24 protein-coding genes and 1 tRNA gene are annotated in these 24,458 nt (G+C 72.1%); 6 read left to right on the top strand and 19 right to left on the bottom strand.

Going from position 1 to position 24,458, the window contains the following annotated elements; genetic code table 11:
* Positions 1-78: 78 nt before the first annotated feature.
* A tRNA-Arg gene (locus tag ABC766_RS18090) sits at positions 79-155 on the top strand.
* A 325-nt stretch (positions 156-480) separates the two neighbouring features.
* Positions 481-768, top strand: a complete 288-nt coding sequence (locus ABC766_RS18085) for a hypothetical protein (RefSeq protein WP_043351475.1) — start codon at positions 481-483, stop codon at positions 766-768.
* Between the two features lie 218 nt (positions 769-986).
* Here the strand turns inward: ABC766_RS18085 and ABC766_RS18080 are convergent, their stop codons facing one another.
* Positions 987-1,706, bottom strand: a complete 720-nt coding sequence (locus ABC766_RS18080; RefSeq protein WP_043387833.1) for a helix-turn-helix transcriptional regulator — start codon at positions 1,704-1,706, stop codon at positions 987-989.
* Positions 1,707-1,800: 94 nt separating this feature from the next.
* On the opposite strand from ABC766_RS18080, the gene ABC766_RS18075 reads away from it, so the two are divergent.
* Positions 1,801-2,412, top strand: coding sequence for a glutathione S-transferase family protein (locus ABC766_RS18075; protein WP_345819166.1), 612 nt, complete (start codon positions 1,801-1,803; stop codon positions 2,410-2,412).
* Between the two features lie 1,129 nt (positions 2,413-3,541).
* On the opposite strand, the gene ABC766_RS18070 is transcribed toward ABC766_RS18075, so the two are convergent.
* Together ABC766_RS18070 and ABC766_RS18065 are read right to left on the bottom strand one after the other, a co-directional pair.
* A complete protein-coding gene (locus tag ABC766_RS18070) occupies positions 3,542-3,703 on the bottom strand; it encodes a YqaE/Pmp3 family membrane protein (protein WP_085987713.1) in 162 nt (53 codons plus the stop codon).
* A gap of 203 nt (positions 3,704-3,906) precedes the next feature.
* Positions 3,907-5,415 (bottom strand): glucosamine inositolphosphorylceramide transferase family protein, encoded by a 1,509-nt coding sequence (locus tag ABC766_RS18065; protein WP_043357056.1) that lies wholly within the window; start codon positions 5,413-5,415, stop codon positions 3,907-3,909.
* Between the two features lie 524 nt (positions 5,416-5,939).
* On the opposite strand from ABC766_RS18065, the gene ABC766_RS18060 reads away from it, so the two are divergent.
* Positions 5,940-6,773 (top strand): outer membrane protein, encoded by an 834-nt coding sequence (locus tag ABC766_RS18060; protein WP_274926606.1) that lies wholly within the window; start codon positions 5,940-5,942, stop codon positions 6,771-6,773.
* A 744-nt stretch (positions 6,774-7,517) separates the two neighbouring features.
* Here the strand turns inward: ABC766_RS18060 and ABC766_RS18055 are convergent.
* Together ABC766_RS18055 and ABC766_RS18050 are read right to left on the bottom strand one after the other, a co-directional pair.
* The gene (locus tag ABC766_RS18055; RefSeq protein WP_345819165.1) at positions 7,518-9,629 is read right to left on the bottom strand and encodes a putative bifunctional diguanylate cyclase/phosphodiesterase; all 2,112 of its coding nucleotides are present in this window, start codon (positions 9,627-9,629) and stop codon (positions 7,518-7,520) included.
* Between the two features lie 328 nt (positions 9,630-9,957).
* Positions 9,958-10,254, bottom strand: a complete 297-nt coding sequence (locus ABC766_RS18050; protein ID WP_236952738.1) for a hypothetical protein — start codon at positions 10,252-10,254, stop codon at positions 9,958-9,960.
* Positions 10,255-10,349: 95 nt separating this feature from the next.
* Here ABC766_RS18050 and ABC766_RS18045 point away from each other — a divergent pair, with 95 nt between their 5' ends.
* On the top strand, positions 10,350-10,733 hold the full coding sequence (locus tag ABC766_RS18045; RefSeq protein WP_278306140.1) for a hypothetical protein: 384 nt from the start codon (positions 10,350-10,352) through the stop codon (positions 10,731-10,733).
* 50 nt (positions 10,734-10,783) lie between these two features.
* Here ABC766_RS18045 and ABC766_RS18040 read toward each other — a convergent pair whose 3' ends face one another.
* From ABC766_RS18040 to ABC766_RS17975, 14 genes are all read right to left on the bottom strand, one after another.
* The gene (locus ABC766_RS18040; protein WP_078947215.1) at positions 10,784-11,476 is read right to left on the bottom strand and encodes a response regulator transcription factor; all 693 of its coding nucleotides are present in this window, start codon (positions 11,474-11,476) and stop codon (positions 10,784-10,786) included.
* Positions 11,473-11,994 (bottom strand): hypothetical protein, encoded by a 522-nt coding sequence (locus tag ABC766_RS18035; RefSeq protein WP_043386683.1) that lies wholly within the window; start codon positions 11,992-11,994, stop codon positions 11,473-11,475. The genes ABC766_RS18040 and ABC766_RS18035 overlap by 4 nt, the downstream gene beginning before the upstream one ends.
* Positions 11,991-12,932 (bottom strand): YncE family protein, encoded by a 942-nt coding sequence (locus tag ABC766_RS18030; RefSeq protein WP_345819164.1) that lies wholly within the window; start codon positions 12,930-12,932, stop codon positions 11,991-11,993. The genes ABC766_RS18035 and ABC766_RS18030 overlap by 4 nt, the downstream gene beginning before the upstream one ends.
* 8 nt (positions 12,933-12,940) lie before the next feature.
* Positions 12,941-13,495, bottom strand: coding sequence for an SRPBCC family protein (locus ABC766_RS18025; RefSeq protein ID WP_043386677.1), 555 nt, complete (start codon positions 13,493-13,495; stop codon positions 12,941-12,943).
* A gap of 2 nt (positions 13,496-13,497) precedes the next feature.
* On the bottom strand, positions 13,498-14,565 hold the full coding sequence (locus tag ABC766_RS18020; protein WP_345819163.1) for a vWA domain-containing protein: 1,068 nt from the start codon (positions 14,563-14,565) through the stop codon (positions 13,498-13,500).
* On the bottom strand, positions 14,562-15,194 hold the full coding sequence (locus ABC766_RS18015; RefSeq protein WP_345819162.1) for an MxaK protein: 633 nt from the start codon (positions 15,192-15,194) through the stop codon (positions 14,562-14,564). Before ABC766_RS18015 ends, ABC766_RS18020 begins: the two co-directional genes overlap by 4 nt.
* On the bottom strand, positions 15,191-16,252 hold the full coding sequence (locus ABC766_RS18010; RefSeq protein ID WP_345819161.1) for a vWA domain-containing protein: 1,062 nt from the start codon (positions 16,250-16,252) through the stop codon (positions 15,191-15,193). The genes ABC766_RS18015 and ABC766_RS18010 overlap by 4 nt, the downstream gene beginning before the upstream one ends.
* 4 nt (positions 16,253-16,256) lie before the next feature.
* Positions 16,257-17,201: a nonribosomal peptide synthetase MxaA gene (locus ABC766_RS18005; RefSeq protein ID WP_345819160.1), complete on the bottom strand. Its 945-nt coding sequence runs from the start codon at positions 17,199-17,201 to the stop codon at positions 16,257-16,259.
* Positions 17,202-17,203: 2 nt separating this feature from the next.
* The gene (locus tag ABC766_RS18000) at positions 17,204-18,058 is read right to left on the bottom strand and encodes a DUF58 domain-containing protein (protein WP_043386697.1); all 855 of its coding nucleotides are present in this window, start codon (positions 18,056-18,058) and stop codon (positions 17,204-17,206) included.
* Complete coding sequence (locus ABC766_RS17995) at positions 18,055-19,086, bottom strand: MoxR family ATPase (RefSeq protein WP_345819159.1); 1,032 nt, start codon at positions 19,084-19,086, stop codon at positions 18,055-18,057. Before ABC766_RS17995 ends, ABC766_RS18000 begins: the two co-directional genes overlap by 4 nt.
* A gap of 177 nt (positions 19,087-19,263) precedes the next feature.
* Positions 19,264-19,554 carry a methanol dehydrogenase [cytochrome c] subunit gene (locus tag ABC766_RS17990; RefSeq protein ID WP_043386662.1) on the bottom strand — a complete coding sequence of 97 codons (291 nt, stop codon included), beginning with the start codon at positions 19,552-19,554 and terminating at the stop codon, positions 19,264-19,266.
* An 86-nt stretch (positions 19,555-19,640) separates the two neighbouring features.
* Positions 19,641-20,228, bottom strand: a complete 588-nt coding sequence (gene moxG, locus ABC766_RS17985) for a cytochrome c(L), periplasmic (protein WP_043759515.1) — start codon at positions 20,226-20,228, stop codon at positions 19,641-19,643.
* 79 nt (positions 20,229-20,307) lie between these two features.
* Complete coding sequence (gene moxJ / locus ABC766_RS17980) at positions 20,308-21,216, bottom strand: methanol oxidation system protein MoxJ (RefSeq protein WP_043386657.1); 909 nt, start codon at positions 21,214-21,216, stop codon at positions 20,308-20,310.
* Positions 21,217-21,388: 172 nt separating this feature from the next.
* Positions 21,389-23,272: a methanol/ethanol family PQQ-dependent dehydrogenase gene (locus ABC766_RS17975; protein WP_043386654.1), complete on the bottom strand. Its 1,884-nt coding sequence runs from the start codon at positions 23,270-23,272 to the stop codon at positions 21,389-21,391.
* Positions 23,273-23,640: 368 nt separating this feature from the next.
* On the opposite strand from ABC766_RS17975, the gene ABC766_RS17970 reads away from it, so the two are divergent.
* Positions 23,641-24,444 (top strand): trypsin-like serine peptidase, encoded by an 804-nt coding sequence (locus tag ABC766_RS17970; protein WP_051976220.1) that lies wholly within the window; start codon positions 23,641-23,643, stop codon positions 24,442-24,444.
* The last annotated feature ends 14 nt before the right edge of the window (positions 24,445-24,458 follow it).

The following is a 24,458-nucleotide window of genomic DNA, read 5'->3' as shown; positions in this document are numbered from 1 at the left end:
ACCCGGGGGCGGCGGACGTCTTCGTCTCGCGCTTGACCCCCGGGCGAGCCCGTGGCTTCTGGGGCCGCCTGGCCTCCAGACTCCGTAGCTCAGCTGGATAGAGCAGCCGCCTTCTAAGCGGCAGGTCGTAGGTTCGAGCCCTACCGGGGTCGCCAGCAACTTGCCCGCTGCGGGGATGACGGAGCGGGTTTCACGGTGCCGCAGCGTCCTCCTCCGCGTTCACGGCGCCGACGCGACCTCGGCGCCGCGGAACTCACCGCCATCCGAGCAGCACGACGAAGCCGGAAAACGTGAGGGCGGAGGCCATGAGGGCGAACGGGACGATATCCATGAGGGCCGCGTAGCGGCGAGCCGCCGGCTCGGCCATCGGGCGTTCGGCCGCTGCGGCACGATCACCGCCGCTCCGGCCATCCTGGTTCGAACCGAAGAGCGCTCTGGACCGTTGATGGCCGTTCAGCGTGACCGTTCGAAGAGCCTCCCATGGACCGCCCCCGCCGCGTCGGCCTGCCCTGGTACGCTCCGGAGCGCTACGCGGAGTTGCGCGCGCGCTTGGCGGATGGCGCCAAGCTGCCGCCCGACTATGAGACGTGGCGCGTCGCCACCGAACAGATGGAACGCGAGGTGCAGCGCAGCGGCGTAGAGGTCGTGCGCGTGCCGATCGAGCCGGAGATCTTCGCCGCGTGGTGCGAGCGGGCCGGGCTTCAGAGAGATGCGGCGGCGCGCGCCCGATACGCCGCCGCGGCACTGGCGGCCGACTGGGCGATCTGAGGAGCGCGGCGGCGTCCCAAGGATGATCCTTCGCGCCGCCCCCGGGCGGCGCGGGCGCAGTTCGGCCAGCGCGTGACAGCCGGCCGGTCGGGGCCGCCCGGCGGCTCGCATCCGGGTGGGCGACGGGGGCGATCGCGGCGCGACCCGGATGGCGTTCGGAATGCCAGGGGGCGCCCGCCCTCGACGGCGGGTGGCCGCAAGCCGGGATCCCGAAGCCTTCACGTCACGACCTGCGTCGGCGCGTGCGGACCCACCGGCCGGCCCGACAGGCTCCGCTTCCACCGGGCGCGCAGGACGGCGGGCCGGAGGCCGTGCCGCTCCTCCAGGAAGTCGGGGTCCGTGATCCGGTCGGTGCGGAAGTGCCGGAATTCCCCGCGCAGCTCGCACCAGCCGGCCAGCATCCGTGCCTGATCGAAGAACCCGACGATCACCGGCCAGATCACGCGCCGGCTCGGATCGCCGCGCGCATCGCGGTAGTCGATGCGGATCTTGCGGCCCTCGCGGATCCAGGCCCGGGTCCGCGCGACATCGATCCCGTCCGCGGTCTGCGTGAAAGCCGGCGGCGTACCGATCGAGGGATCGGCGATGAACGGATGCAGGCGCTCGGGCACGACGGCGGTGATCTTGGCGATGAGATCGCGCGCCGCCTTGGCGAGGACCGGCTCGCCCCGGCCCGCAACCCATTGCGCGCCGAGGACCGCCGCCTCGATCTCGTCGGGTGTCAGCATCAGCGGCGGCATGTCGAAGGTCTCGCCCAGCACGTAGCCGAGCCCGGCCTCGCCCAGGATCGGCACGCGCTGGCCGACGAGATCGGCCACGTCCCGATAGACCGTGCGGGCGGACACCTCCAGCTCCCGGGCGATCTCGGCGGCGGTCACCGGGCGCGGCGCACGCCGCAGGATCTGGATGATCTGAAACAGCCTGTCGGCGCGGCGCATCACTCGACTCCTGCTGACAGGATGCTGTCAGCAGGGTGGTCCTACAAGCCTCCCGTCGCGGCCATCCCGCCCGCCGTGACGAAGGAACCGCGCCATGATCACCCTGTATCACGCCCCGCAATCGCGATCCTCACGCATGATCTGGCTGCTGGAGGAGCTGGGCGTTCCCTACGCCATCGAGCCGGTCTCGATCTTCTGGCCGATGACGGGGGAGGGCGTGCCGGATGCCGCCAACCCGCATCCCGACAAACGCGTCCCGGCCCTCCTGCACAACGGCGTGCTGGTCGCGGAGTCCCTGGCCATCGTGCTCCATCTGGCGGAGCACTTCCCCGAAGCGGGGCTGGCGCCGGCGATCGGCGACCCCGATCGCGGCGCATACCTGACCTGGCTGGCTTGGTACGTGGCAGAGTTCGAGCCTGCCCTGTTCGCCGGCATGGCGGGCGAGCTCCCGGGATCGCCGCAGAAGCGGCGCGCCCACGAGGCGGTGGTTCGCCGCCTCGAAACCGCCCTGGCGCGCGGCCCCTACGCGATGGGTGAGAGGTTTTCCGGCGCCGACATCCTCATCGCCAGCGCGCTGGGCTTCGGCCGCGCCGCCTTCCCGGCCAGCGAGGCCTTCGAGGCCTATCTGGAACGCTGCCGGGCGCGACCGGCCGCCCTCCGCGGTGCGGCGCGGGACGGTGCCTCCGGTCCGCAGCAGGGTGCCTAGGGCGCCCTCCGCCGAAGCGGATGCCGGTTCTGTGGAGGGGCCGGCGCCAGAAGGACGGACCGAGCCCGCACCGCGCCGGCGTGCAGCGCGGTGCGGGCTCCGCCGGCCATCGCCGCGCAGACGATGTGCGGGGGCGCCCTCCACCGCGGGTGTTTCAGGACACGCCGGACCTGAATGCTTGAGCTTACATCAGGATCACACCGCGAACGCCGCCGCACATCTGATGGAGATGACGATGACCTGGACGAACCGCATCACGATCGCCGCCACCCTGATCGCGGGCGCGATCGCGCTGGTCACCTACGCGCAGGCTCTGAGCCTCCCCGCGCATTTCGCATAGGACGGACCGGCAGGACGGCCGACCGCCGCATCCCGGTCCGCGCCGGGGCAGGCTCAGCCGTGTCGCTGAACCTGCGCCGAACGGTTCCGCAATGCAACGTGACGCATCGCACCGCACGCGCCCGGCCGATCCGGCATCATCGTTGCAGTTGGTTTTCCCGGGCCTTTGAAGGCCCGCCGCGTGATGAAAGGAGTGCACGACATGGTTCTGAAGGGCTTTTCCTACGCGATGATCGGCGCTTTCCTGGGCGGCCTCGCGATGACGGTGACCGGCTCGGCCGGCGTCCTGATGGGTTTCTGAGCGACGAGGACTGGCAGCCCGCGAGGCTGCCGTGGCAACGGTCTTCGCGGGCGGCGGGGTTCTTGCCCCGCCGTCGTCGCGTTCGGGGACCGGGTAGATCGCGGCACCGCCGCGCAAGCCGCGACGGCAGCCCACTTCCAGTCGCCGGCCGGCCTAGCGGGATCCGGCAGGCGCGTGACGGCCGGGCGCAGTGCACCGCTCCCGATCGACGGTGAGGCGAACCGGAATCCCGCCAACGTGCGGGATTGGGCCCGACATTCCTTTACCGTGCGAAGCGGATCGCCGGTTCGAGACCGCCGGAGTCGGCACGCCGCCGGCCGCCTCGGCCGATCTCCCGAGGCTCGGGCCGGCCGCTGGAGCCGAGTCGGAGCATCAGGTCGGTCACGTCCCTCGGTGGGATCGCTCGGATCGATCCTTCCGCGACGGTGCGGCCTCCGTCGATCTTCGGGCGTAAGCCGGGCCGGTCCGCGACCGGCCCGGCGCTGTCCGTCAGGCCGCCTCCCTCCGGGTCACGACCAGGGCCCAGATCGTCGCCGGGATCCATCCGATGATCGTCAGGTGGAGGATGATGCAGAGGATACCCTGAAGCACCTTTCCGCGCAGGAACATGGCGAGCCATGGCGCGAGAAAGCAGATGAGGATCATGATCATGGGGGTGACGTGTCTCCGGGTTCGTGAGCGAACACGGAAAGCGCCGGCTGGTTCCTGGGGGCCGGGCCTCCGCCGCGACACGCATCGGATCGAGGCCCCGGATCGAGGCCCCGGGGCGCAGGGCGGATGCCGGTTCGGCGCCGGAGGGCTTGTGAGAACGGGCATCCGACGCCGTGCCGGTTCGCCCGGGGCCGGGTGCGGCTCTAGGCGCCGAGCCGCGCCCTGAGGCGCGAAGCCCGGCCGGATCCGTCGATGCACTCGATGCCGCCGCCGGCGTTGAGCGTGTGGAGACAGCTGCCGGGCCAAGCCGGCCCGGGCTCGATCCGGCCGAGGACGGTCTGGGCGAACCCGTCTTGGTCCAGCCGGTCGATCCGCGCCAGCGACAGGGCGCGGCCGTAACCGTGGGCGCAATCCTGAACCGGACGGATCAGGCGCCCGCCGCGCGCGACGATCCGGCCCGCGGGCCGCGCGAACGAGGGGTCGACCAGAACGGGATTGGCCGGATGCGGCACATACGGTCCCCGGAAGTCGGGGGCCGACCAGAGATACAGCGCGTCGTGGTGGCACCCCGATCCCGCCGGGGCGCCGGGGGGGGCGTCGCGCACGGTGGCGAAGAGCCACCAGCGGCCATCCTGTTCGAGGAGCGTCGCGTCGCTCGCGACCACGCCGGAGAGGAGCGTCGCTTCCTTCACCCAGCCGCCGGGGTAGCGCGTCGCCCGGTAGAGGTCGACCGTGCCCGCCGCGGAACTCTCCGGCACCATCCAGACGGCGCCCGCCCGCGCGAACACGAACGGGTAGGAGAGGTGATACGGCTCCTCCAGCACGGGGATGGGCGCCCCTACGGGACCGTCCGGCCCGAAGCGGACGGCCGAGATGATCGCCTTGCCGGTCGCGTGCGGGAATTCCTCGACGAAGACGTGGGTCGTCCCATCGGCGGCGAGCGGGAACGGGTCGGCGTAGAAGCGACGGCCGTCGTCGGGCAGGATCTGCCATCCCCCTTCGGGATGGCGCCCCAGGTCGATGAGATCCGGCCCGCGCAGAACCCGCCATCCGGTGCGCCAGTGCGGCGCGTGATAGCACAGCCTGTACAGGCGGCCGACGAGACTGCGGGCCAGCAGCCGCGCCGGTCGGGACGCCCGGATCCGCGCCGGGCGCGCGGGCCCGGCGGCCGCCGGGGCCGGGGTCTCAGCCGCGGCGCGGCCCGCCAATCGGTCCCGCAGCGCGGCGGCGACCAGCGTGGTCGTGCGCACCAGCGCGTCCTCGAACGACAGCGCGATGGAGCCCCGGTAGTCCGATCCGAGGCGTCCCGAGACCAGGACGGTGTCGCCTTCCAGCAGGTCGAGGCGCGGCACGCGGCCGGCGAGCAGGCTCCCGAGCAGGCCGATCTCGCCGAAGCCGCCATCGTAAGCCACCCGCCAGACCGGGCAGCGGGCGACCGCATCGCCACACAGGTCGAGCAAGAGGTCCGGGGCCGCGGGATCGGTCCAGGCGGCCAAGTCCGCCGGCGGCACAGGCGCCGACCCGTTCGGGGCCACCCGGAAGATCAGGGATTCGAGCCGGAACAGGAGGTCGGCCTGGACCGGCCAACCGTCCGGGCCGGGTGCGGCCTCGACACTGACGGCTTCGATGCCGGGCAGGCCCGAGAGTCGCGTCAGCAGCGCGACGTGCCAGCGGCGCGGGTTCGCGCCGTCGAGGCGAACTCTCACATGCATGGCAGCCGGGTTCCTATCGATGGGTCACTCGAGACAATGACTGTCGATCCCGTCTATTTTCCCGCTGGTAACGGGAGTGATAACTTTGGGCGGCCCATAGGATTTACCGTCGATCGGCTGCCGGACAGCGGCGAGGGTGCCGAAACCCGATCATCCGCGCGGCGCGCGATTGCCGGCGACTGGCTCGGCGGCCCGGTCCGGAATCCCGCGGGATCGATCTCGAGTGTCAGGCCCGGCCCAGGCGGCGCCCTCCCCCCACGAGGCCGGTCGGTCGCGCAGGGGCACCTGTGGCTCGACAGCCACAGGTGCGGGCGTAGGCACGGTGCGATGCAACCAAAACGCCTTCACATTGTTCTCGCGCGCGCTCGCGGTATGAGCGATGTATTTCGGCACCTCGGCGAATCTTGAGGGATGATTTACTATGGCATTGCCCGCCATCGACGGGCGGTGTGTCCGTAAAACTACAGCCATTTTCGTCGATGATCGGTAGCCATACGTCCAGATCGAAATTTGGACCTTACCTGATGACCAAGCTCCTGGCCTCGCTGGCTGCCTTCACCGCCCTGACCGCTGCCGCCTCGGCCGCCGACCTGCCGCGCCGCGCCGCCCCGCCGCCGATCTTCACCCCCGTCCCGGTCTTCACCTGGACCGGCGCCTACTTCGGTATCAACGCCGGCTACGCCTTCGACGCCAGCGACCGCAACACCGGCAACACCTTCGCCGTGCCGTTCCCCTACGCCGCCCCCGGCACCGTCGCCTCCTTCCGCAACCGCAGCCAGGACGGCTTCTCCGGCGGTGGCCAGATCGGCTACAACTGGCAGCTGACCCCCGGCTCCGGCGTCGTGTTCGGTATCGAGGCGGACGCCCAGTACCTCGACTTCGGCCGTAACCGGAACAACGCCTTCGTCGCCGGCGCGCTGGCCCCCGGCTACTACGTCACCGACCCGCGCGGCCTCTCCAGCCTCGACTTCTTCGGCACCGTCCGCGGCCGCCTCGGCTACGCCTTCGACCGCACCCTCGTGTACGGCACCGGCGGCTTCGCCTACGGCTCCGGCAGCGCCGACCGCTCCTTCGGCGGCTACGCCGGCAACGACAGCTTCCGCACCGGCTGGGCCGTCGGCGGCGGCGTCGAGTACGCGCTCCCCACCGACTCCTTCCTGAACTTCTTCCGCTCCTCGGCCGTGACGCTCAAGGTCGAAGGCCTGTACGTCAACCTCGACCGCAACACCCGCAACCAGGGCGCGTTCGTCATCAACGCCGCCAACAACTTCCCCGTCGTCTACAGCGGCATCGGCCGCCGCTCCGACGAGTTCGCCGTCGTCCGCGCCGGCCTGAACTACAAGTTCGGCTCCTACTAAGACCGCGCCGCGGCGGTCGGATCCCGACCGCCGCGCCAAGCCGAACTCGCAAGGGGCCGTGTCCGAAAGGACGCGGCCCCTTCGGCGTTCGGAGGCCGTCGCGTCTGCGACAGGACGGACTTTCCACGGCCTCAACCGCGGAGCGCTGTGAACCAGGGCCGGGCGACCTCGGAGCGGGTGGCCCACCCCGGATGGCTTCGCTGCGCGCGTGAAACCTGGACGCCGGCGTCGTCCGAGCGCTTCACGCGGAATCCGTATCGGACCGCCCGCCGCGCGTGCGGCGCGGGGCATCGACAGCCTGCGCCCCCCAGGTCCGCAGCCGATTCTCCGTCGGTCGGAGCCGGGGGATCAGCCGATCGCCCAGAAGAGCGGCAGGGCGCCCGCCAGGAACAGCGCGGAGGAGATGAGCACGGCGACGCGCTCGCGATGACGGAGGATGAGGGCGTGGGGCTGGGCGAACATGCGATGAGGGCGCTGGGTGAGCCGGATCGGCGGTGCGCGGTCATGCTGGCCTGCGAACCTTGACGGATCGGGGGCAGGTCACGTCATCCACAGGCGGTCGTCGTCGGGTGTCGCGGCCGCGCCACAGAGGCCGGCGCGGCGCCCGCGGTCCCGGCGGACCCCGGAACGCGTCGAGGCCGCAGGGCGGCTATCGCCGCCGTGGGACGCCGGCCGATCGGGCGGCCCGATCCGGCCCCGCATCGACCGTCCGGGCTCCGGGCCGTCGTCGATCCGCAGCGTGCCTCAGGCGACGGCCGCGTCCGGGCGGCCCGGTGCCACGAAGCCTTCGCACGCACCGATCTGCTCGGCGAAATGCTCGATCGGCTGCGGCTTGCTGATCAGATAGCCCTGGGCCTCGTCGCACGCCTCCGCGGCCAGGAAGCGCATCTGCGCATCCGTCTCGACGCCCTCGGCCACGACGCTCATCCCCAGGCTGCGGCCGAGCCCCAGGACCGCGCGCACGATCACAGCGGCCTGCGCGCTGACCTCGACATGGCCCACGAACGACCGGTCGATCTTGATCTTGTCGAAGGGGAACGCCTGCAGCGTCGCCAGCGACGAGTAGCCCGTCCCGAAATCATCCATCGCGATGGAGATGCCGAAGGCCTTCAGCCGACGCAGGATGCCGAGCGCCCGCGCCATGTCGTTGATGATCAGGGTCTCGGTGATCTCGAGTTCGAGCCGCGTCGGCGCCAGGCCCGTCTCGGTGAGGATGGCCAGGATGCGCTCGGGCAGATCCGCCTGCTGGAACTGGCGCGGGGACAGGTTCACCGCCACCTTCAGCGGACGGGACCACCGCGCCGCCTCCCGGGAGGCGGCGCGCAGCACCCACTCCCCCAGCAGCAGGATCAGGTCGCTCTCCTCCGCCAGCGGGATGAAGGCATTCGGCGGCACCAGCCCGCGGGTCGGATGCTCCCAGCGCACCAGCGCCTCGAACCCGAGGAGCCGGCCGGTGGCGGTGCTCACCTGCGGCTGGTAGTGCAGGATGAGTTCGTCGCCCTCGATCGCCTGGCGCAGATCCCGTTCCAGGTCGCGCCGGGCCGCCTCGGCCTCGTCCATCGTGGGCTCGAACACCCGATGGGTGTTCCCGCCCTCCGCCTTCGCCCGGCAGAGAGCGAGATCGGCGCGCCGGAACAGCGTCTCGCTATCGGGACCGTGGCCGGGCGCCTGCGCGATGCCGACGCTCAGGCCCACCTTCAGCCGCTGCTTGCCGAAGCGGATCGGCGCCTGCACCGCCGCGATGAGGCGCGCCGCCAGGGTCTCGGCGTGGGCGGGATCGCCCGCATCGGCCACCAGCACGGCGAACTCGTCGCCGCCGAGGCGCGCCACCATGTCCTCGGTCCGCAGTACCGCGCGGATGCGATGGGCCACCGCCCGGAGCAGGAAATCCCCGGCCGCGTGGCCGAGGCTGTCGTTGACGGCCTTGAAGCGGTCGAGGTCGAGGCACAGCACCGCGCAGGCGCCGCCGTGGAGATGCAGGTCGGCGAGCCGGATCTCCAGCCGCTCGTAGAACAGCGCGCGGTTGGGCAGGTCGGTGAGGCCGTCGTGGCGCGCCATGTGGGCCACCTGCCCCTCGGCCGCCTTGCGGGCGCTGATGTCGATCTGCGTGCCGATGAAGCGCAGGGCACGGCCATCCGCGGCGCGGGCCACGACCTTGCCGCGGGTCATCATCCAGGCCCAAGTGCCGTCCTTGCGCCGCATGCGGTGCTCGCACGCGAAGGTCGGCGCCCGCCCGCTCAGATGCTCGATCAGGGCCCGGTCGGCCGCGCCCGCATCCTCCGGGTGGAGCAGGGCCCGCCACGTCTGGGCGTGGCTCGCCAGCTCGCCGGGTTCGTAGCCCAGCACACCCCACCAGCGATCCGAGGACCACGCCTCCCCGGTCGTGAGATCGCAATCCCAGAGCCCGTCACTGCCCGCGTCCTGCGCGAGGGCGAGGCGCGTCTCGCTGACCTGCAGCGTCTCCTCGGCCCGCTTGCGCGCGGTGATGTCCGTGAAGGTCCGCACCGCCCCGCCATCGGGCAGCGGCACGGTGCGGATCTCCAGCACGGTGCCGTTCGGGCGCTCGCGCTCGTAGGTGTGGGCGTGGCGCTCCAGCCCGCGCGCGGCCACCCAGCGCCGCAGGGTCTCGCACGCCGCGCCGAACTCCCCCTGCGCGATCTGATATTGCCGGACGGCCTCGAAGGTCGGGCGGGTCCGCATCAGCGCCGGCGGCAGGTCGAGCAGCGTGAGGGCGCGGGCATTGCAGATCTGAACGACGCCGGCGGCGTCGATCATCATGAGCCCCTGGTCCATCGTGTCGAGGACGGTGTCCAGAAGCTTCGCCTTCTCCCGCAGCGCGCCCATCCCACTGTTCATGTTCCGGGGATCCCACTCGTCCGCCTGCGCGAACGTACTGCTGGACGGTGCACGCTCCCACCAGGCGAGACTTTAGCAACGGGGAGCTTTCCGGATTCTTTCCGGAAGACCTGATTTCAATTGCTGCGTGTAATCCCGGAGGCGGATGGAGCACGGCTCCGCGGGCGTCCGGCGCGCCGCATCGGCCCTTGCCGGGCCGCCCGCGGAGCCTTCCGATACGCGGACCACAGGCGGCCCCGGGCTGGAGGTGGTCAGGGATCACGGCCGGATCCTGACCTTCGCGGCCCCCGGGATGTCGGCGGCACCGCAGACCAGCGCGGCCGGACGCTCACTCGCCTTCGTCCCGGACGAGGGAGATGCAGGCCCGCACCATCTCTTCGAGCCTGAGTTCCTTCGTGTCACCGATATTGGCGGTCTCTTCCAGACACCGCATGAAATACGCTTCGTCGAGTTTGGGCGACAGCGTGTGGAAGGCCCGGCCCATCCGGCTGGAAAAATCGATCTTGTCGGTCATGCTCGCCCGCGGCCACAGCGAGGCCTTGTCGTCCATGGTCAGGCGGGCGGCATCCGCCGGCAAGGTCCCGCAGGTCAGAGCAATTAAGACGATTATAAGCTTGGTCTGCATTGTAAATCCCCGATCCTGCGGCATAACCCTGCGTGACTCTGCGCAGCGGTGACGGTCGACGGACGCGCTGCTCTTCGAACAGGATGAGAGAAGCCATGCGCGTGGTCCGTCTGTCCGGTCTGGTCTCGGCCGGCCTCCTTCTGAGCCTGCTGACGGCCCAGGCGCAGACCCAGACCCAGACCCAGACCCAGGACCCATCGGCCGGCGACCCGCGGCGCAACCAGGCGGCGAAGCTCGCCGGGCTCGCCGGATTCGTGAACCTCGAATGCCCCGGCCTGCGGAGCGATCCCGCGCGCCTCAAGCAGACCGTCGAGGCCCTGGGCGTCGATGCCGCCAGCCTGGAGACCGGCGACCTGCACCTGATCGCGACCCGGTACATCGCGGCCTACCAGAAGGACGTGGCGGCGAATTGCCGGAAGGCCGAGGCGACGTTCGGGCCGCAGGGATCGATCATTCCCGGCCTGATCGTGCCGCGGTAGCCCCGGCCCGCTGTCGGCGGCGCTGTCGGCCGCGCTGTCGGCTGCCCGCCTCACACCGGCCGCCCGTCCCGCGACAGGGCGATGCGGAGGAGGTCGGCGAGGCTGCCGGCGCCGAGCTTCTGCTTCATGCCCGAGACGATGGCCGACACGCTTCGGTGGCTCATCGACAGGCTGTCGGCGATCGCCTCGTTGGACTTGCCCGCCCCCAGCAGCGACAGGACCTGAACCTCCCGCGCGGTCAGGCGCGCGAGGGGCGAGTCCAGCAGGCCGGCATTCAGCATGGCGATCTTGGTCGCGACCTCGTGCGGCAGGTAGCTGTGCCCGGCAGAGACGGCCGCCAGCGCCTCGTGGAAGCGCGTCACCGCCGTGTCCTTCAGGACGAAGCCATGCGCCCCGCCCTCGATGGCGCGGGCGACGATCACCGGGTCGTCGTGCATGCTGAAGGCGAGGATCCGGGTCGCCGGCTCCAGGGCCCGCACCCGGCGGATCAGCGACAGGCCGGAGAGGCCCTGGTCGCGGAAGCCGAGGTCGGTCACCACCAGCCCGGGACGGTGGCGGTGGAACGTGCGGTATCCCGACACCACGTCGGCGGCCTCGTGGACCGCCCGGACGCCGGCATCCTCCGCGAGGTGGCGGAAGCCGCGCCGCACCACCGGGTGGTCGTCGACGATCAGCACCGCGTCGAGGATGGCCGCACCGTCCCCCCCCGCCGGCCAATCGGCCGAGGCCCGGGCGGCGCTCACGGCGTGCCCTCGAGGACCGGATGCGGGGCGGCGAGGCGCGCCAGCGCGGCCGCATGGTCGGCCCCCTGCATCCGCGCGTTGTAGTAGTGCTGGCACATCTCGCCGTAGAGGCTCTTGCGGCGCCCGCGTTCGGCCGCGATCCCGCCGAGCCCGTCGAGGATCGCGCCGTAGCCCTCGCCGATGCCGGCCTCGGCCAGCATCTGGCCGAGCTGGACGGTGCGGTTGGCGATCATGCGCGGATCCTCGATGAAGCCGTCGCGGGCCCGGGCCAGCGCCGCCGCCATCGCGCGCACGCGGGGCTCGTCGGCCGGCAGGGCCTTGCCGGCCTCCCGGCCCGCGAGCCAGCGGGCCGGGTCGGTCCCATCGGTCGGCGCGAGCCAGGCCGGCAGGGTGCCCTCGGCGGTGGTGGCGACCACCGCGCCCGCGGCGTCGCCGCGCTCGTCCGAGTCCCGGTTGCAGGCGCCGAGCGCCAGCAGGACCAGGCCGGACGCGATCCGGATGCGGCAGGCCCGTCTCATCGCCCGGGCTCCCCCGGCGCCAGGACCGTGCGCGGGCCCTCCGCCACCTTGATGCGCGCCGTCTCGCGCAACGTGGCGAGATCGATCACCGAGACATCGTCCGAGAACCAGTTCGCCACGTAGGCAAGCGGACCGACCACCGCGATGCCCTCGGGATAGGGCCCCACCGCCACGGTGGCGACGATCTCGAGCCGGGCCGCATCGATCACCGTCACGGCGGCGGCATGCTGGTTGGTGACCAGGATCCGGCTGCAGTCGCCGATGACCGCGACGCCGTAGGGCATCCGGCCGGCCGGAACCGTGGCACGGGCCCGCAACGTCGCCGTGTCGATCACCGTGAGGTCGCCGCTGCGCACGTTGGCGACGTAGAGGCTGGCCTCGTCCGGCGCGAGCGCCAGGGCGAAGGGCGCCTCGCCGGTCGGGACGACGGCCACGCGGGTCATCGTCCCCGTGTCGATCACGCTGACCTGACGGCTCTCGCGGTCGGCGACGTAGAGCCGCCCGCGCCGGTCGAGGACGAGATGGGCCGGTTCGTGCCCCACCGCCGCGGTGCCCTCGACGGCGCCGGTCGCCGCGGAGATCCGCAGCACGCGGTCGCCCGACCAGTCGCCGACGAACAGGTGCGCGCCGTCGGGGCTCGCCGCGAGGCCGAAGGCCTGGCCGGGGACGGGCAGGCGGCGGGGCGGCTTGCCGGGCTCGACGACGGTCACGGCGCGCCCGTCCGGGTGGGTGAGATAGAGGCGGCCGGCCCGGTCGGTGGCCGCCGCCACCGGCGCGGGCCCGAGCGGGATCCGCCCGGCCACGGTCCCGGCCTCGATCCGCGCCAGCTCGGCCCCCTGCTGGCTGACGACCCAGACCGGGTCGGCGGAGGCGGACGCGCCACCGGTCCCGGTGGCGGCCGCGAGCGCGAGCGTCGCGATCAGCCGGAGGTGGCGCATGCGGGGCCTCAATGGGTCGTCCGGCCCTCGACGGCCGCCTTCAGCCCCTTGAGCCCGTCCGCGAAGTAGCGGTTCATCGCCGTGCGCCCGGCCTCGTCGCTGAGGTTCTCCGGCGGCTCGTTGCCGGTGTCGCCCCGGTAGAAGCGGCCGATCCACGACACCTTGGAGCCGGTCCCGTCCGGGGTCACCGTGAGGGTCGCCGAGTAGGAGGAGACCGGGAGCGCCTTCAGGTCCGGGTCGGACATCCGGTACGAGTAGGTCCGGCCGTCGGCCAGCCACTCGTCCAGCCCCTCGACCAGGGTGCCGCCGGCCTTGAGGGTCACCCGGCGGGTCGTGCCCTCGACATTGCCGCCGCTGGCCTCGGCCTTGGCCACGTCGGGGTGCCAGCGCCCGATGCCGCCGAAATCGCCCACCACCTTCCAGACCGCGTCCGGGGGCGCCTGGATGGTGATCGACTGGTCGATCTTCTGCGGCGTCGGCCCGTGGGCCAGCGCCGCGCCGGCGAGGCCGACGACGGCGAGGCCCGCGGCGACGGCCGGGACGAGGGCGAGGGGCATCCGCATGGTCAGGTCCTGATCGGTCCGGTTGGAACGAGGGTTGGAACAGGGTGGGCCGCGCGCCCGCGGCGCGTGCGCTGGACGAGGGCGAGGGGGTTCGCCAGGAGGGCCAGGAGCGTCAGCCCCAGGGACGCCGCCAGGAGGGCGGGGCGCGGGTCGAGGCGGCCGGGCAGCGGGCGCGGCGTCGCCGCGGCGCGCAGGGGGGCGGCCAGGCCGCCCGGGCCGTCGAGATGGGCGTAGCCGAGGCCGGTCTCGGCGGCGAGGCGCTTCAGGTAGGGTTCGCGGACCGCGGAGAGGTGCTCGCTGCCATGGGCCGACTGGGCGCCGAAGGGGGCGTTGCGCGGGTTGTAGCCCTCGCGCGATTCCGCGTCGGCCGGGGGCGGCCCGGAGCGGTTCTCCTGCTGGACGTCGCTCTCGCCCAGGAAGCCCGCCGGCCGGCCGCGATCGTCGAAGCGCGGGATCGGCGACAGGCCGTAGCCGCCCGCGCCGACGATCAGCCCGCGCACCGCGCCGGGCTTGCCGTCGAAGGTCGGGCCGCCGGAGGCCGGCAGGGGCGGCGTCTCCTGGCCGTCGGTGAGGAACAGGAGGTCGGCGTCGATCTCCCCCGCCATGGCGATCGACCGGAACAGGCCGGCCGCGATGCGGCTGTCCCCCTCCCAGGCCATGCGCGGATCGAGGGCCGCGATGGCGCCGTCCAGCGGCGCGAAATCGGCGCAGACCTCGACCGGCGTGAACAGCAGGAACGGCCGCCGGTCGGTGAACAGGCCGAGCGCCACCCGCGAGCCGCAGGGGAGGTCGGGCAGCATCGCCCGCAGCGCCGCCTTGACGGTCTCGAGCCGGCTCACGGATCCCGCGGCGGCGGGATAGTCGCGCACCGCCATGCTGCCGGTGATGTCGACCACCGCCAGCACCGACACGCCGGTGCGGGTGAACGGGATCGGCGGGGCGACGAGGGCTGCCAGCGCCAGCACCAGGGCGGCCGCCAGGACGCGGAACCGCCCGTCGCGCAGGTTGCGGGCGACGAAGGGGGGCAGGACGGAGGGCCGAACGGGGGGCAGGACGCGCCGCGGTCTCACGGGCCGCCCCGCGGCTGGCCGGGGATGTCGGTCCAGATCTTCTTCGGTTCGGCGCGCAGCTCGTCCCCGGTCTTGCGGTCGAATTCCGGGTAGTCGCGCACGAGGCGCGAGGCGACGTCGAGATTGTACTTGGCGTCCCAGAATTCGGGCCGGGCCTGGAGGGCGCGGCGGTAATCCTGCCGCGCCAGCGTCACCTGGGGCGCGGCCTTGTCGAGATCGCCGCGGCCGATCAGCACGAAGGCCTGCCGCATCCGCGCGTTGCCGATGACGTACCGCGCCCGGGCCGCCTCCGGCACCGCGCCGGCGCGGTCGAGGGCGGCGAGGAGGGGCTCGGTCTCGCCGAGACGGTCCCGGGCGGCGAGGAAGCCGATCCGCGCCACCAGGAGGGCCGGCCGCGCATCCGGGTCGACCGGCCGGTCGCGGCCCGCCTCCAGGGCGGCGATCCGGTCGTCGTCGCGCGCGGCGCTCCAGCCCGAGACGGCGAACCACAGGGCGGCGGCCGCGAGGACCAGCGGCAGGGCGACCAGCAGGGCCGGCCGGACCCGGCGCCAGGCCGCGGCCACGCCGAGGCGGGGAAGGGCGGCGCGGCGGCGCGGGGCCGGGCCGTCGAGGAGGGCGCCGGAGCTCATGCCGCCCTCCGCGGCGCCGCGCCCGCGGCTTCCGTCGCCGTCTCCGCCGGCGCCTCCGCGAGGTCCGCCTCCGCGAGGTCCGCCTCCACGAGCTTGGCGAGGACGAGCACGGCGAGGCCCAGCGCGGCGAGCGCGGCGGCGAGCCCGGTCAGGTCCCGGCGCGGGCGCTCCTCGACATAGGGGATCGGGTCCCGCTCGAGGGCCTCGATCTGCCGGATCGCGGCTTCCACCGCCGCGGCGCCCTCGGCCTCGAAGGCGCGGTAGGGCACGCCGAGGCTCTTGAAGAACAGGTCGAGGTGCCGCTCCGGCGCGGCCTGGGGCGTATCCTCGCCGGCCGGCCGGTCGGCGATGCCGGGCGAGCCCTTGGTGCGCAGGAACAGCCAGTACAGGTTCGGCCGGATCCGCGCGACGGCGGCACGCAGCTGGTCCTGGATGCGCGGGTCGATCACCGCGGCGCCGTCGGACACGAGCAGGAGCACCCGCGAGGCGCCGACATCGACCCCGAACTGCGACAGGGCCATGCCGAGGCCGCGGCCGATATTGGTGTAGTCGAGGCCGGGCCGGTCGATGGCGGCGATCGCCGCCCGCACGGCGTCGTGGCGGTCGGTCATCGGCATGACCAGCATCGGCGCGGTGGAGAAGGCCGTCACGGCGAACAGGTCGTGCCCCCGCGCGCCGACGAAATCCGCCAGGAGGCGCCGGGAGGCGGCGGCCTTCGATTCCTCGGCGCCGGAGGGCTGCCGGCCCGCGAAGGTCTCGTTCATGCTGCCCGAGCGGTCGATCAGCAGCGACACCTGCGCGCCGATGCCGAGGCGCTCGATCCGCGCGCCCGTCCGGTAGGGGCCCGCCAGGGCCACGATCAGGCCGGCGATGGCCAGGATGCCGGCGAGCGTCAGCGCCCGGCCGAGCCAGGCCGAGAGGGGATCGGCCGGGGCGGCGGCGACCGCCGGCACGGAGGTCCGGCGCAGGGCCGAGCGGGCCAGCGGCAGCAGCGCCAGCGGCAGCAGCCACAGGGTCCAGGGTTCGGTCGCGCCGAGGCGGGCGAGGAGATCGGTCACGGCGTCACGCGCTCCGCTCCGCCGCCGCGAGGCGGGTCAGGAGCATCTCGGCCTCGGCGAGGGGCCAGGCCGCGCGCGCGGCGGGCAGGCGGCCGCCGAAGAAGGCGAGGCGCGAGGCCTCGAAGAAGCGCGCGAGTCCCTCCGCCTGCCCCCGAAACGCCCCGTGGCGCGCGAGGACGTCCCCGAGATCGTCGGCCAGCACCCGCCGGCCGGCGGTCTGGTCGAGCCCCCGATGCAGGGCCAGCAGCGCCGCCCGGTAGGCCTGATCGGGCTCGGCCCCCACCCGCTGCCGCCGGAGCACGCGCAGGGCCGTCGCGAAGGGACGGCCGCGCCGTGTCCGGAACGGCCCCCAGGCCCGGTCATGCGCCAGCGCGAGCGCCGCGAGGCCGGCCAGGGTCCCGAGGCCCGCCGCCGCCGCGACATCCGGCCCGGGATCGATCCGCCCGCCGCGACCGTCCGGGCGCAGGTACTCGGCCGGATCCTCGCGCCGCTGCGGCTGCACCTCGCGCAGGGGGGAGACGCCGAGGCTCCAGCCCGGCACCTGGACGGCGGCGGTGGTGAGGCCGGTCGCCGCCTCGCTCGCCAGCGTCAGGGGGAAGCCCGGCACCTCCAGGGTGCGGGCGTCGAGGGCGGCATAGAAGCTCTGGTAGGTGAGGCGCAGGCGCACCCGCCGGGCGCCGGCCACCGTAACGTCGTCGACCGCGACGGCGCGCAGGTCGAGCCAGTAGGTCACCGGACCGGGCTGGGGCAGGGTCGCGCGCTGCAGCCGGAAATCGGGATCGGCCCGGATCTCCACCTGCGCCTCGACGAGGTCGCCCAGGAAGATTCCGAAGGGCCGCGGGCTGCGCACCTCGACGGAGCGCACCTGCGCGGCGGCCGTGCCGGCCGTCAGGGCGAGGGGCGCGGCGAGGAGGCCGGCCAGCAGGAGGGCGGGAACGCGCGCGCCCATGCTCAGGTCGTCATCAGGTGGCGGGTGAGCGCCTGGGCGTCGAAGCGCCCGGCGAGCTGGAAGACCCGGCGGGCGAAGGGCGCGGCGGCGCGCTCCAGGGCGGCGATCCGGTCCCGCTCCCGGGCGATCCAGGCCCGGCGCAGGCTCGGGCGCAGCAGGACCACGCGGCGGCCGCCGCCCTCCAGATCGTCGAGCTCGACGAGGCCGAAGGCCGGCAGCGCCTCCGCCTCGGCGGGGTCGGCGAGCAGGATCGGCACCGTGTCGTGCGGCGCCAGCGCGGCGAAGACCTGGGCGATCAGGGCCTCGGGCCAGCGGAAGTCGGAGGCGAGGAAGACGAGCTTCGGCCGCCCGGCGAGCCGCCGCGCGGCCTCGAGCATGCCGGCGCAGCCGCGACCCGTGCGGGGCGCGCCCGCGACCCGCTCGGCGGCGGCGACGGCCGCGCCCCGGTGGCGGGTGGCGGGCAGGGTGAGGTCGTCGCGCAGGGTCTCGTCGCAGCCGATCAGGCCGAACCCGTCGCTGATCCGGGTCGCCGAGACGGCCAGCGCCCGGCAGAGATCGCCCGTGAGCCGCGTCCGGTCCGCCGTGCCGCGGAAGCCCATGGAGGCCGAGAGATCGACCAGAACCCAGGTCTCGACCGCGGTCCGCGCCTCGAAGCGGCGGACATGCACGCCCTCGAACGGGTCGCGCAGCGTCGCACGCAGGTCGATGCGGCGGGCATCCGGCAGTTGCAGGAACGGCACCTGATCGCGGAACGGGCCGGAGCCGCCGGCGTCGCGTCCCCGGTGGAGGCCGGCCCGGCTGCCGCGCGGCCGCCAGCGCGGCAGGTAGACGATGTCGGCCGTGCGCGGGTCGCTCACGGCGCCGGCACCGTCTCGAACGCGGCCCGGCACAGGGCGGGCACGATGGCGCCGCGCTGCAATTCGTGGACGGGTTCGAGGAAGACGCGGTGGGCCATCACCTCGGTGAAGACCGCCCGCACATCCTCCGGCACCAGCCAGTCGCGCCCCTCCAGCCACGCCCGCACCCGGGCGGCGCGCACCAGGAAGGCGACGCCGCGCGGCGAGGCGCCCCCCTGGACGAGGGTGGCGGTGTCGAGGCCCGGGAGCCGGATCCCGGCCTCCGCGGGGCGGACCAGGGCGTCCCAGAGGGCCACCACGTAGGCCTCGATCGACGGCTCCGCCCGGACGGCGTGCTGGATCGCGGCGGCGATGCCGCCGATCCGGACGTGGTCGAGCACGCCCTCCGCGACCGCGCCGACGAGGGCGTCGGTGTCGTGGAAGCGCGGGTCGAAGACCAGGGTCCGGCGCACCGCCGCGTCCCGGGGCGCCTCCAGGCCGATCTCCATCAGGAAGCGGTCGCGGGCCGCGGCCGGGAGCTCGAAGGTCTCCTCGCGCTCGACGCGGTTGCGGTCGGCGAAGACCTGCAGGTTCGGGAACGTGTAGGTGCGGCCGAAGGCCTGGACGCTGCGCTCGGCCATCAGCCGGAGCAGCAGGGCGTGGACCTGCGGCCGCGCCCGGTTGATCTCGTTGAAGAAGAACACCGAGAGATCTTCGGCCCGGGCCAGGACCGGACCGGGATCGACCCGCGGCCGGCCGTCGGGGCCGAGATAGGTGTGGTAGATCAGGTCGGTCGGCATCATGTCGACCGTGCCCTCGACGCGCTCGTAGGCGCCGCCCAGCGCCCGGGCCACCGCCCGCAGCAGGGTGGTCTTGCCGACGCCGACATCGCCCTCGAGCATCACGTGGCCGCGGGCGAAGATCGCGATCGTCACGAGGCGGATCGCCCGCTCCTGTCCGACCACCGCCTTGGCGACCTCCGCCTCGAAGCGGGCCGCCGCGGCCCGCCAGTCGGTGAGCATCGTGTCTCCGGGACGGAGGGTGTTCATGAGGCGGTGCCTGCGGTGTCGGGCGGGGCGCCGGTACGGTGGCGCCGGGTGTCGATGCTGCGTGTCGGTGCGGCGCGCGGTACCGAGCGTCGCTGCGGGCCGGCGCCGCGGCGCGGGCCGGCCCCAGGACGCCCGATCGGCCGGCCGGATCGGTCGGCCGCGATCCGTTCGACGCGATCAGTTCGATGAGATCTTGGCGACGTCGTACTCGAACTTGCCGGTCTTCTTGGCGTTCTCGATCCGCTTCTTGTTGCGCTCCTCCATCTGCTTGATGGATTCGGCCTGCTTGCTGACCTCCTTCGGGTCGTGCTTGGGATCGTACTTGGTCCCGGCGACCTTCTCGGGGAAGCCGGGCTTCGGCTGCCAGCAATTGCCCGGCGCCTTGCAGGTCTGCCCGTCATAGGCCAGCGCCGGCACCGCGAAGGCCGCCCCCGCGATCAGCATCGCCGTCGTGATCACTGTGCGCATCGTTGATTCCTCCGTCTCTTCCTTGGCCGGCCGGTCGGGCCGTCGGTTCGCCCCGTCTCCCGCGGGGCGCGACTTGCCGAGAACGGCTAGTCCAGCGGCTTGCACTGGCCGGGCACGTCCTTGGCAAAGGTCTCGCCCTCCTTGAAGGGCTTGTAAGTCTTCTTCTGCGCGTCGGTGAGCCACTCGGCATCCTTCACCGGACCCGTGTAGAGATGGCGGATCCAGGCAATGACCTGAAGCATCTCGTCGGGATTGAGATCCTCGTTGTGCGGTCCCATCATGCCGTTGGCGCCGCCCCAGAGGGTCGAGAACAGGCCGACATCGGTCGTGTTCGCCGGGTAGGTCCAGTAATCGTCGTTGAGGCCGGGCCCGACCTTGCCTTCGCCGAGATGGCCGTGGCAGCCGGAGCACGAGGTCAGGAACAGGCTCTCGCCGTTGCGCAGGCAGGACTTGTCGTCGATGTAGAGATTCTTGCCGGTCTGGAAGAAGGTCTTGACCGCCTGCGTGTCCCGCCCGCCCGGCTTGCCCTCGGCCGTGTCCATCGCCTCGCCGGTGATGGTGTTGCGGAAGACGATCCCGGTCTGCGGGCCGGACTGGGGCTGCGCGCGGGCCGCAACGGGCATGGCCACGGCGAGGGTGAGAAGGGCGACGCGTGCCGAACGAACGATGAGCATCTGTTGAGCGGATCCTGATGTCTTGGTCGGTGGCCCGGGCGCGCCGGGCCGGTCTCGGGGGAGTCGGGGCGGGCGGGGCTCAGTTCGAGGCGACGACCGGCACCCCGTCCTGCTTGAGGATCGCCGCGATGGCGGGCCGCGCCTTCTCGATCCCGGCGTCGAGGGCCTTGCGCAGGGCCTCGTCGTCCTTGCGCACGCCCATCGACTGGTCGAAGACCTGCGGGACCTTGCGGCCGTCGCTGCCGACCGTGTCGGCCGGGACCAGCGTCATGCGCAGGGGCGTCGGGGAATCCTTGACGTAGCGGGCGACGTCGGGACCGAAGGCGACGCCGACATCGGCCTTGTCGTTGGCCACCTCGCTGACGATGCGGGCCGGGTCGATCTGGGTGTACTGGTTGCGCGGCGAGCGGAAGTTCACCAGCGAGTAGAGGTAGGCCATGTCCTCCTCGTAGCGGCCGATATCCTTGAGCATCGCCTCGCCGGGGGAGCCGAACGGCACCACCATGTGGTCGAGGGTCTTGAGCCGCGGGTCGGACCAGGACTTCACGTCGAGATCCTTGTCGGCGCGCGTGATGAAGACGTAGCCGCTCCGGTAGTACGGCTTCGTGGTCAGCACCCGCGGGTCGTCGCTGTCGAGGCCGACGACCACGTCGCAGGTCCGCTTCTCCAGGCCGTCGCGGACGAGGTAGATCGCGGGCTTCGGCAGCCAGACGAAGACGGGCTTCTTCCCCATCGCCTCCGCGACCGCCACGGCGACGCGGTTCTCGAGCCCCGATCCGTCCCGCATCGAGAGCGGCGGCTGCTTCTCGGAGGCGCAGATGCGCAGGGTCGCGGGGTCGGCCGGCGGGGCGGCCGGAGCCTTGCCGGGATCCTGCTGGATGGCCTGGGCCTCGGAGTCCTGGGCCGCCACCGGCCCGGCGGCCAGGGTGGCGAGCGTCAGGACGGCGGCGAAACGGGCCGCCAGGATGCGGGCGCGCGGGCGCGGCATGGACGTTGATCCCTGTTGTCGAAGCGTTTCTTGATGGCGGTCCGGAGGGGCGCGGCCGGGCTGCGGGGCGCCGTGGCGCCCCGCGCGTCCCGGACCCGGCCCGGAGTCCCGCCGGCCGCTTGGCCGGCGGGATGAAGGCGGGCCTTACTTGGATGGCCCTACTTGGCGGGTCCTACTTGGCGGCGTGCTGCTCGTACTCGCCGACATTCGGGTCGTCGTAGGGGCCCTTGCCGTCCAGCGAGAACACCATCACGCCGCCGCCCATCTGGGTGTAGTTGGCGAGCTTCTTGAAGGCGCCCACCGCGCCGAGGCCGGCGGTCGGGTCGGCGAGGTCGAACACCAGGCCCACGCCCGGCCAGCCGCCGACGCCGTAGTAGATGGCGACGTATTGCGTGCCCTTGTGGGTGTAGGTGATCGGGTAGCCGATGGCGCCCGACGGCAGCTTGAACTTCCAGAGGAGGTCGCCGTTGTCGGAGTCGCGCGCCTTGATGAAGCCGTCCAGCGTCCCGTAGAGGACCAGGTCGCCGGCGGTGGCGGTGGTGCCGCCCCAGACCGCGAAGCGCTCCATCTTCTCCCAGTTGAACTTGCCGGTGATGGCGTTGTAGCTCTTGATCTGGCCGAGGCCCTCGTAGTTCTGCCGGTCACCCTTCGGGCCCGGATACATGTTCAGCGTCGCGCCGACGAAGAACTGACCCGCCCGGTAGGGCAGCATGAAGGGCTCCCAATCCATGCAGATGTGGTTGATGCCCATGTAGAAGGCTTGGCGCTTCGGATCGTAGGAATCGTGCCCCTGGTTGTGGTAGCCCATCGCCGAGGGACAGATGTCCTTGGCGAGGTGGTCCATCCGGGTGCCGTATTCCGGATCGCGCACCGGCGTGCCGGTCTTCAGATCCACCGACTTGAACACGTTGACGGTGTCGTCGATCTTGTTGGCCGAGACCAGCGTCCCGTCCGTCCGGTCGAGGGTGTAGACGATGCCGTTGCGGTCCGGGTGGGTGAGGAGCTTCCTCATCTTCCCGTCCTTGTCCTTCTGGTCGGACAGCATCATCACGTTGACGCCGGCATAGTCCCACTCGTCGTGCGGGGTCTTCTGGTAGCCGAACTTCGCCTCGCCGGTGTCGGCGTCGCGGCCGAAGATCGTCATCGTCCACTTGTTGTCGCCGGGACGCATGGTCTCGTTCCACGGCGCCGGGTTGCCGGTGCCGAAGTAGATCAGGTTCGTGCCCGGGTCATAGGCGTACCAGCCCCAGTTGGTGCCGCCGCCGATCTTCCAGGCGTCGCCCTCCCAGGTCGAGGTGCCGAGGCCCTTCTGGCCGTAATGAGCGTTGTGGATGTTGAAGTCCTTGGCGAGCAGCAGGTCCTCGTCCGGGCCGGTCGCGTAGGCGCGCCAGACCTGGGCGCCGGTCTTGACGTCGTAGGCGGTGAGGTAGCCGCGGACGCCGAGCTCGGCACCCGAGGAGCCGATGATCACCTTGTCCTTGACCACGTAGGGGGCGATGGTGAGCGTCGAGCCGACCTTGATGTCGGAATTCTCGACCTTCCACACCGTCTCGCCGGTCTGGGCGTTCAGCGCCGCCACGTTGCCGTCGAGCTGGGTCTTGAGGATCAGCGCCGGGGTCTTGCCGTCGCCCGGCCAGTAGGCGAGGCCGCGGTTGACGAGATCGCAGCAGGCGACCGAACGGGCGGCCGGGTTCTGCTTGGGCTTGTCCTGCCACAGGATCTTGCCCGGGTCGTCGAGGCCGAGGGCGAAGGTGTTGTTCGGGAACGAGGTGTGGATGTACATGACGCCGTCGACGACGAGCGGCGCGCCCTCGTGGCCGTTGAGCAGGCCGGTGGAGAACGTCCAGGCCGGCTTGAGCTGCTTGACGTTGCTCTTGTTGATCTGGGTCAGATCGCTGTAATTGTTCGAGTCGTAGTTCTTACCGGGCATCACCCAGTTCTCGTCGCTCTTCGATTTCTCGACGAGCTTGTCGTTGGCCTGCGCCACGCCCGCCATGGCGACCGGCGCGAGCGCCATGATCGCCAATGCCGAGACGGAATTCCGGAGCCTGATCATCCTGCGTCTCCTCGCCGGACTGCCACGCCGTTTGGCCTCGCAGTCATCGTGGTGTTCATCCGATGGCGACACGTCTTCCGACGACAAATCCGCTTTCAGCATCGCGATATCCCGGCTATTTCCAGTATTCGCTAGGCTTATGAAAGACTTATTATCGTTGTGCGCCACTCGATTATTCGCACGGCTTGTAATGCGTGTCTTTGCAAAACGAAACATTTCTTTTCGGGACAATCTGGCAATACGCCACCGGAGATTTGGTAAGATCAGCGAGGTCTTGACCGATCGCCGACATCCATCCCAGACAAGCGGAAACGATATGCGGGCGTGCGGGCACGGTGCCGTCCGCCGACCCGCTCCGGGAGGACGCGATGGGTCTTGTCACGGGCGGCGCAGGCCGCTTTCTGGCGCTGGCGACCTGTGTCGCGATTCCGGCCACGGCGGCCGGGACCGGCGGCGGACAACGCCTCGCCGCCCTCTACGCACAGGACGGGCGGCGCGAACTGACGGGGGCGGATCTGGAGCGCTTTACCGGCGCGGGCGTCCTGTGGTGCCGCCGCCCGGACGGGATCCCCCAGAAGGCCGCCGCCGCCTGGCTGATCGGGACCCGCTCCCTCGTGCTGATGAACGCGCACAATTTCCGCAATCGCCAACTGGAGGTCACCCGCACCGTTGCCGATTGCTACTTCCAGATCGCCGGCCGCAATTACGGCTTCGCACCGGACTTTCTGGAACTCGGCATCGAGCCGGAGGCGCGGCGCCTGCACATCACCGACGACTGGGCGCTCCTGCGTCTCGCCGAGCCGGCCGAGGCACGGCCGCAGCCGATCCCGGACGCCCCGCACCTTCCGACCGGCGACCTGACGCTCCCGGTGACGATGGTCTCCCCCGCCGGCCACGAGAACTACCGCGGTCAGAGCAGCCGGGAATCCTGTGCCATCCGGCGGATCGATCCGCCCAGCGAGGGCGACATCCGCCGCGCCCGCCACGACTGCAACGACGGCTACGGAGGGTCGGGCTCGGGCCTGTTCGACGAGGCCGGGCATCTCGTCGCGATGCAGAGCGCGTCGCTCTCGATGAACCAGCGCCACGCCTTCGACATCGAGTTCCACTACGGCTCGGCCCTGCTGATCGAGGGCCGGCTCCGCGAGGCCCTCCGGGCGCAGGCCCGCTAGGGCCGTCGGTCTGA

Origin of the sequence: Methylobacterium fujisawaense (assembly GCF_039619325.1) — a bacterium.
GTDB lineage: Bacteria > Pseudomonadota > Alphaproteobacteria > Rhizobiales > Beijerinckiaceae > Methylobacterium > Methylobacterium fujisawaense.
Note: the sequence above shows the minus strand (reverse complement) of the source record. Positions and strands in the feature narration are given on the sequence as shown.

Coding starts and splice junctions, on each gene's coding strand:
- ABC766_RS18015 (WP_345819162.1), bottom strand. CDS start 15,194: ATGAGCTCCGGCGCCCTCCTCGACGGCCCGGCCCCGCGCCGCCGCGCC.
- ABC766_RS18080 (WP_043387833.1), bottom strand. CDS start 1,706: ATGCGCCGCGCCGACAGGCTGTTTCAGATCATCCAGATCCTGCGGCGT.
- ABC766_RS17975 (WP_043386654.1), bottom strand. CDS start 23,272: ATGATCAGGCTCCGGAATTCCGTCTCGGCATTGGCGATCATGGCGCTC.
- ABC766_RS17995 (WP_345819159.1), bottom strand. CDS start 19,086: ATGAACACCCTCCGTCCCGGAGACACGATGCTCACCGACTGGCGGGCC.
- ABC766_RS18070 (WP_085987713.1), bottom strand. CDS start 3,703: ATGATCATGATCCTCATCTGCTTTCTCGCGCCATGGCTCGCCATGTTC.
- ABC766_RS18055 (WP_345819165.1), bottom strand. CDS start 9,629: ATGAACAGTGGGATGGGCGCGCTGCGGGAGAAGGCGAAGCTTCTGGAC.
- ABC766_RS18065 (WP_043357056.1), bottom strand. CDS start 5,415: ATGCATGTGAGAGTTCGCCTCGACGGCGCGAACCCGCGCCGCTGGCAC.
- moxJ (WP_043386657.1), bottom strand. CDS start 21,216: ATGCCGCGCCCGCGCGCCCGCATCCTGGCGGCCCGTTTCGCCGCCGTC.
- ABC766_RS18045 (WP_278306140.1), top strand. CDS start 10,350: ATGCGCGTGGTCCGTCTGTCCGGTCTGGTCTCGGCCGGCCTCCTTCTG.
- ABC766_RS18060 (WP_274926606.1), top strand. CDS start 5,940: ATGACCAAGCTCCTGGCCTCGCTGGCTGCCTTCACCGCCCTGACCGCT.
- moxG (WP_043759515.1), bottom strand. CDS start 20,228: ATGCTCATCGTTCGTTCGGCACGCGTCGCCCTTCTCACCCTCGCCGTG.
- ABC766_RS18050 (WP_236952738.1), bottom strand. CDS start 10,254: ATGCAGACCAAGCTTATAATCGTCTTAATTGCTCTGACCTGCGGGACC.
- ABC766_RS18030 (WP_345819164.1), bottom strand. CDS start 12,932: ATGCGCCACCTCCGGCTGATCGCGACGCTCGCGCTCGCGGCCGCCACC.
- ABC766_RS18035 (WP_043386683.1), bottom strand. CDS start 11,994: ATGAGACGGGCCTGCCGCATCCGGATCGCGTCCGGCCTGGTCCTGCTG.
- ABC766_RS18025 (WP_043386677.1), bottom strand. CDS start 13,495: ATGCGGATGCCCCTCGCCCTCGTCCCGGCCGTCGCCGCGGGCCTCGCC.
- ABC766_RS18085 (WP_043351475.1), top strand. CDS start 481: ATGGACCGCCCCCGCCGCGTCGGCCTGCCCTGGTACGCTCCGGAGCGC.
- ABC766_RS17990 (WP_043386662.1), bottom strand. CDS start 19,554: ATGCGCACAGTGATCACGACGGCGATGCTGATCGCGGGGGCGGCCTTC.
- ABC766_RS17970 (WP_051976220.1), top strand. CDS start 23,641: ATGGGTCTTGTCACGGGCGGCGCAGGCCGCTTTCTGGCGCTGGCGACC.
- ABC766_RS18005 (WP_345819160.1), bottom strand. CDS start 17,201: ATGGGCGCGCGCGTTCCCGCCCTCCTGCTGGCCGGCCTCCTCGCCGCG.
- ABC766_RS18075 (WP_345819166.1), top strand. CDS start 1,801: ATGATCACCCTGTATCACGCCCCGCAATCGCGATCCTCACGCATGATC.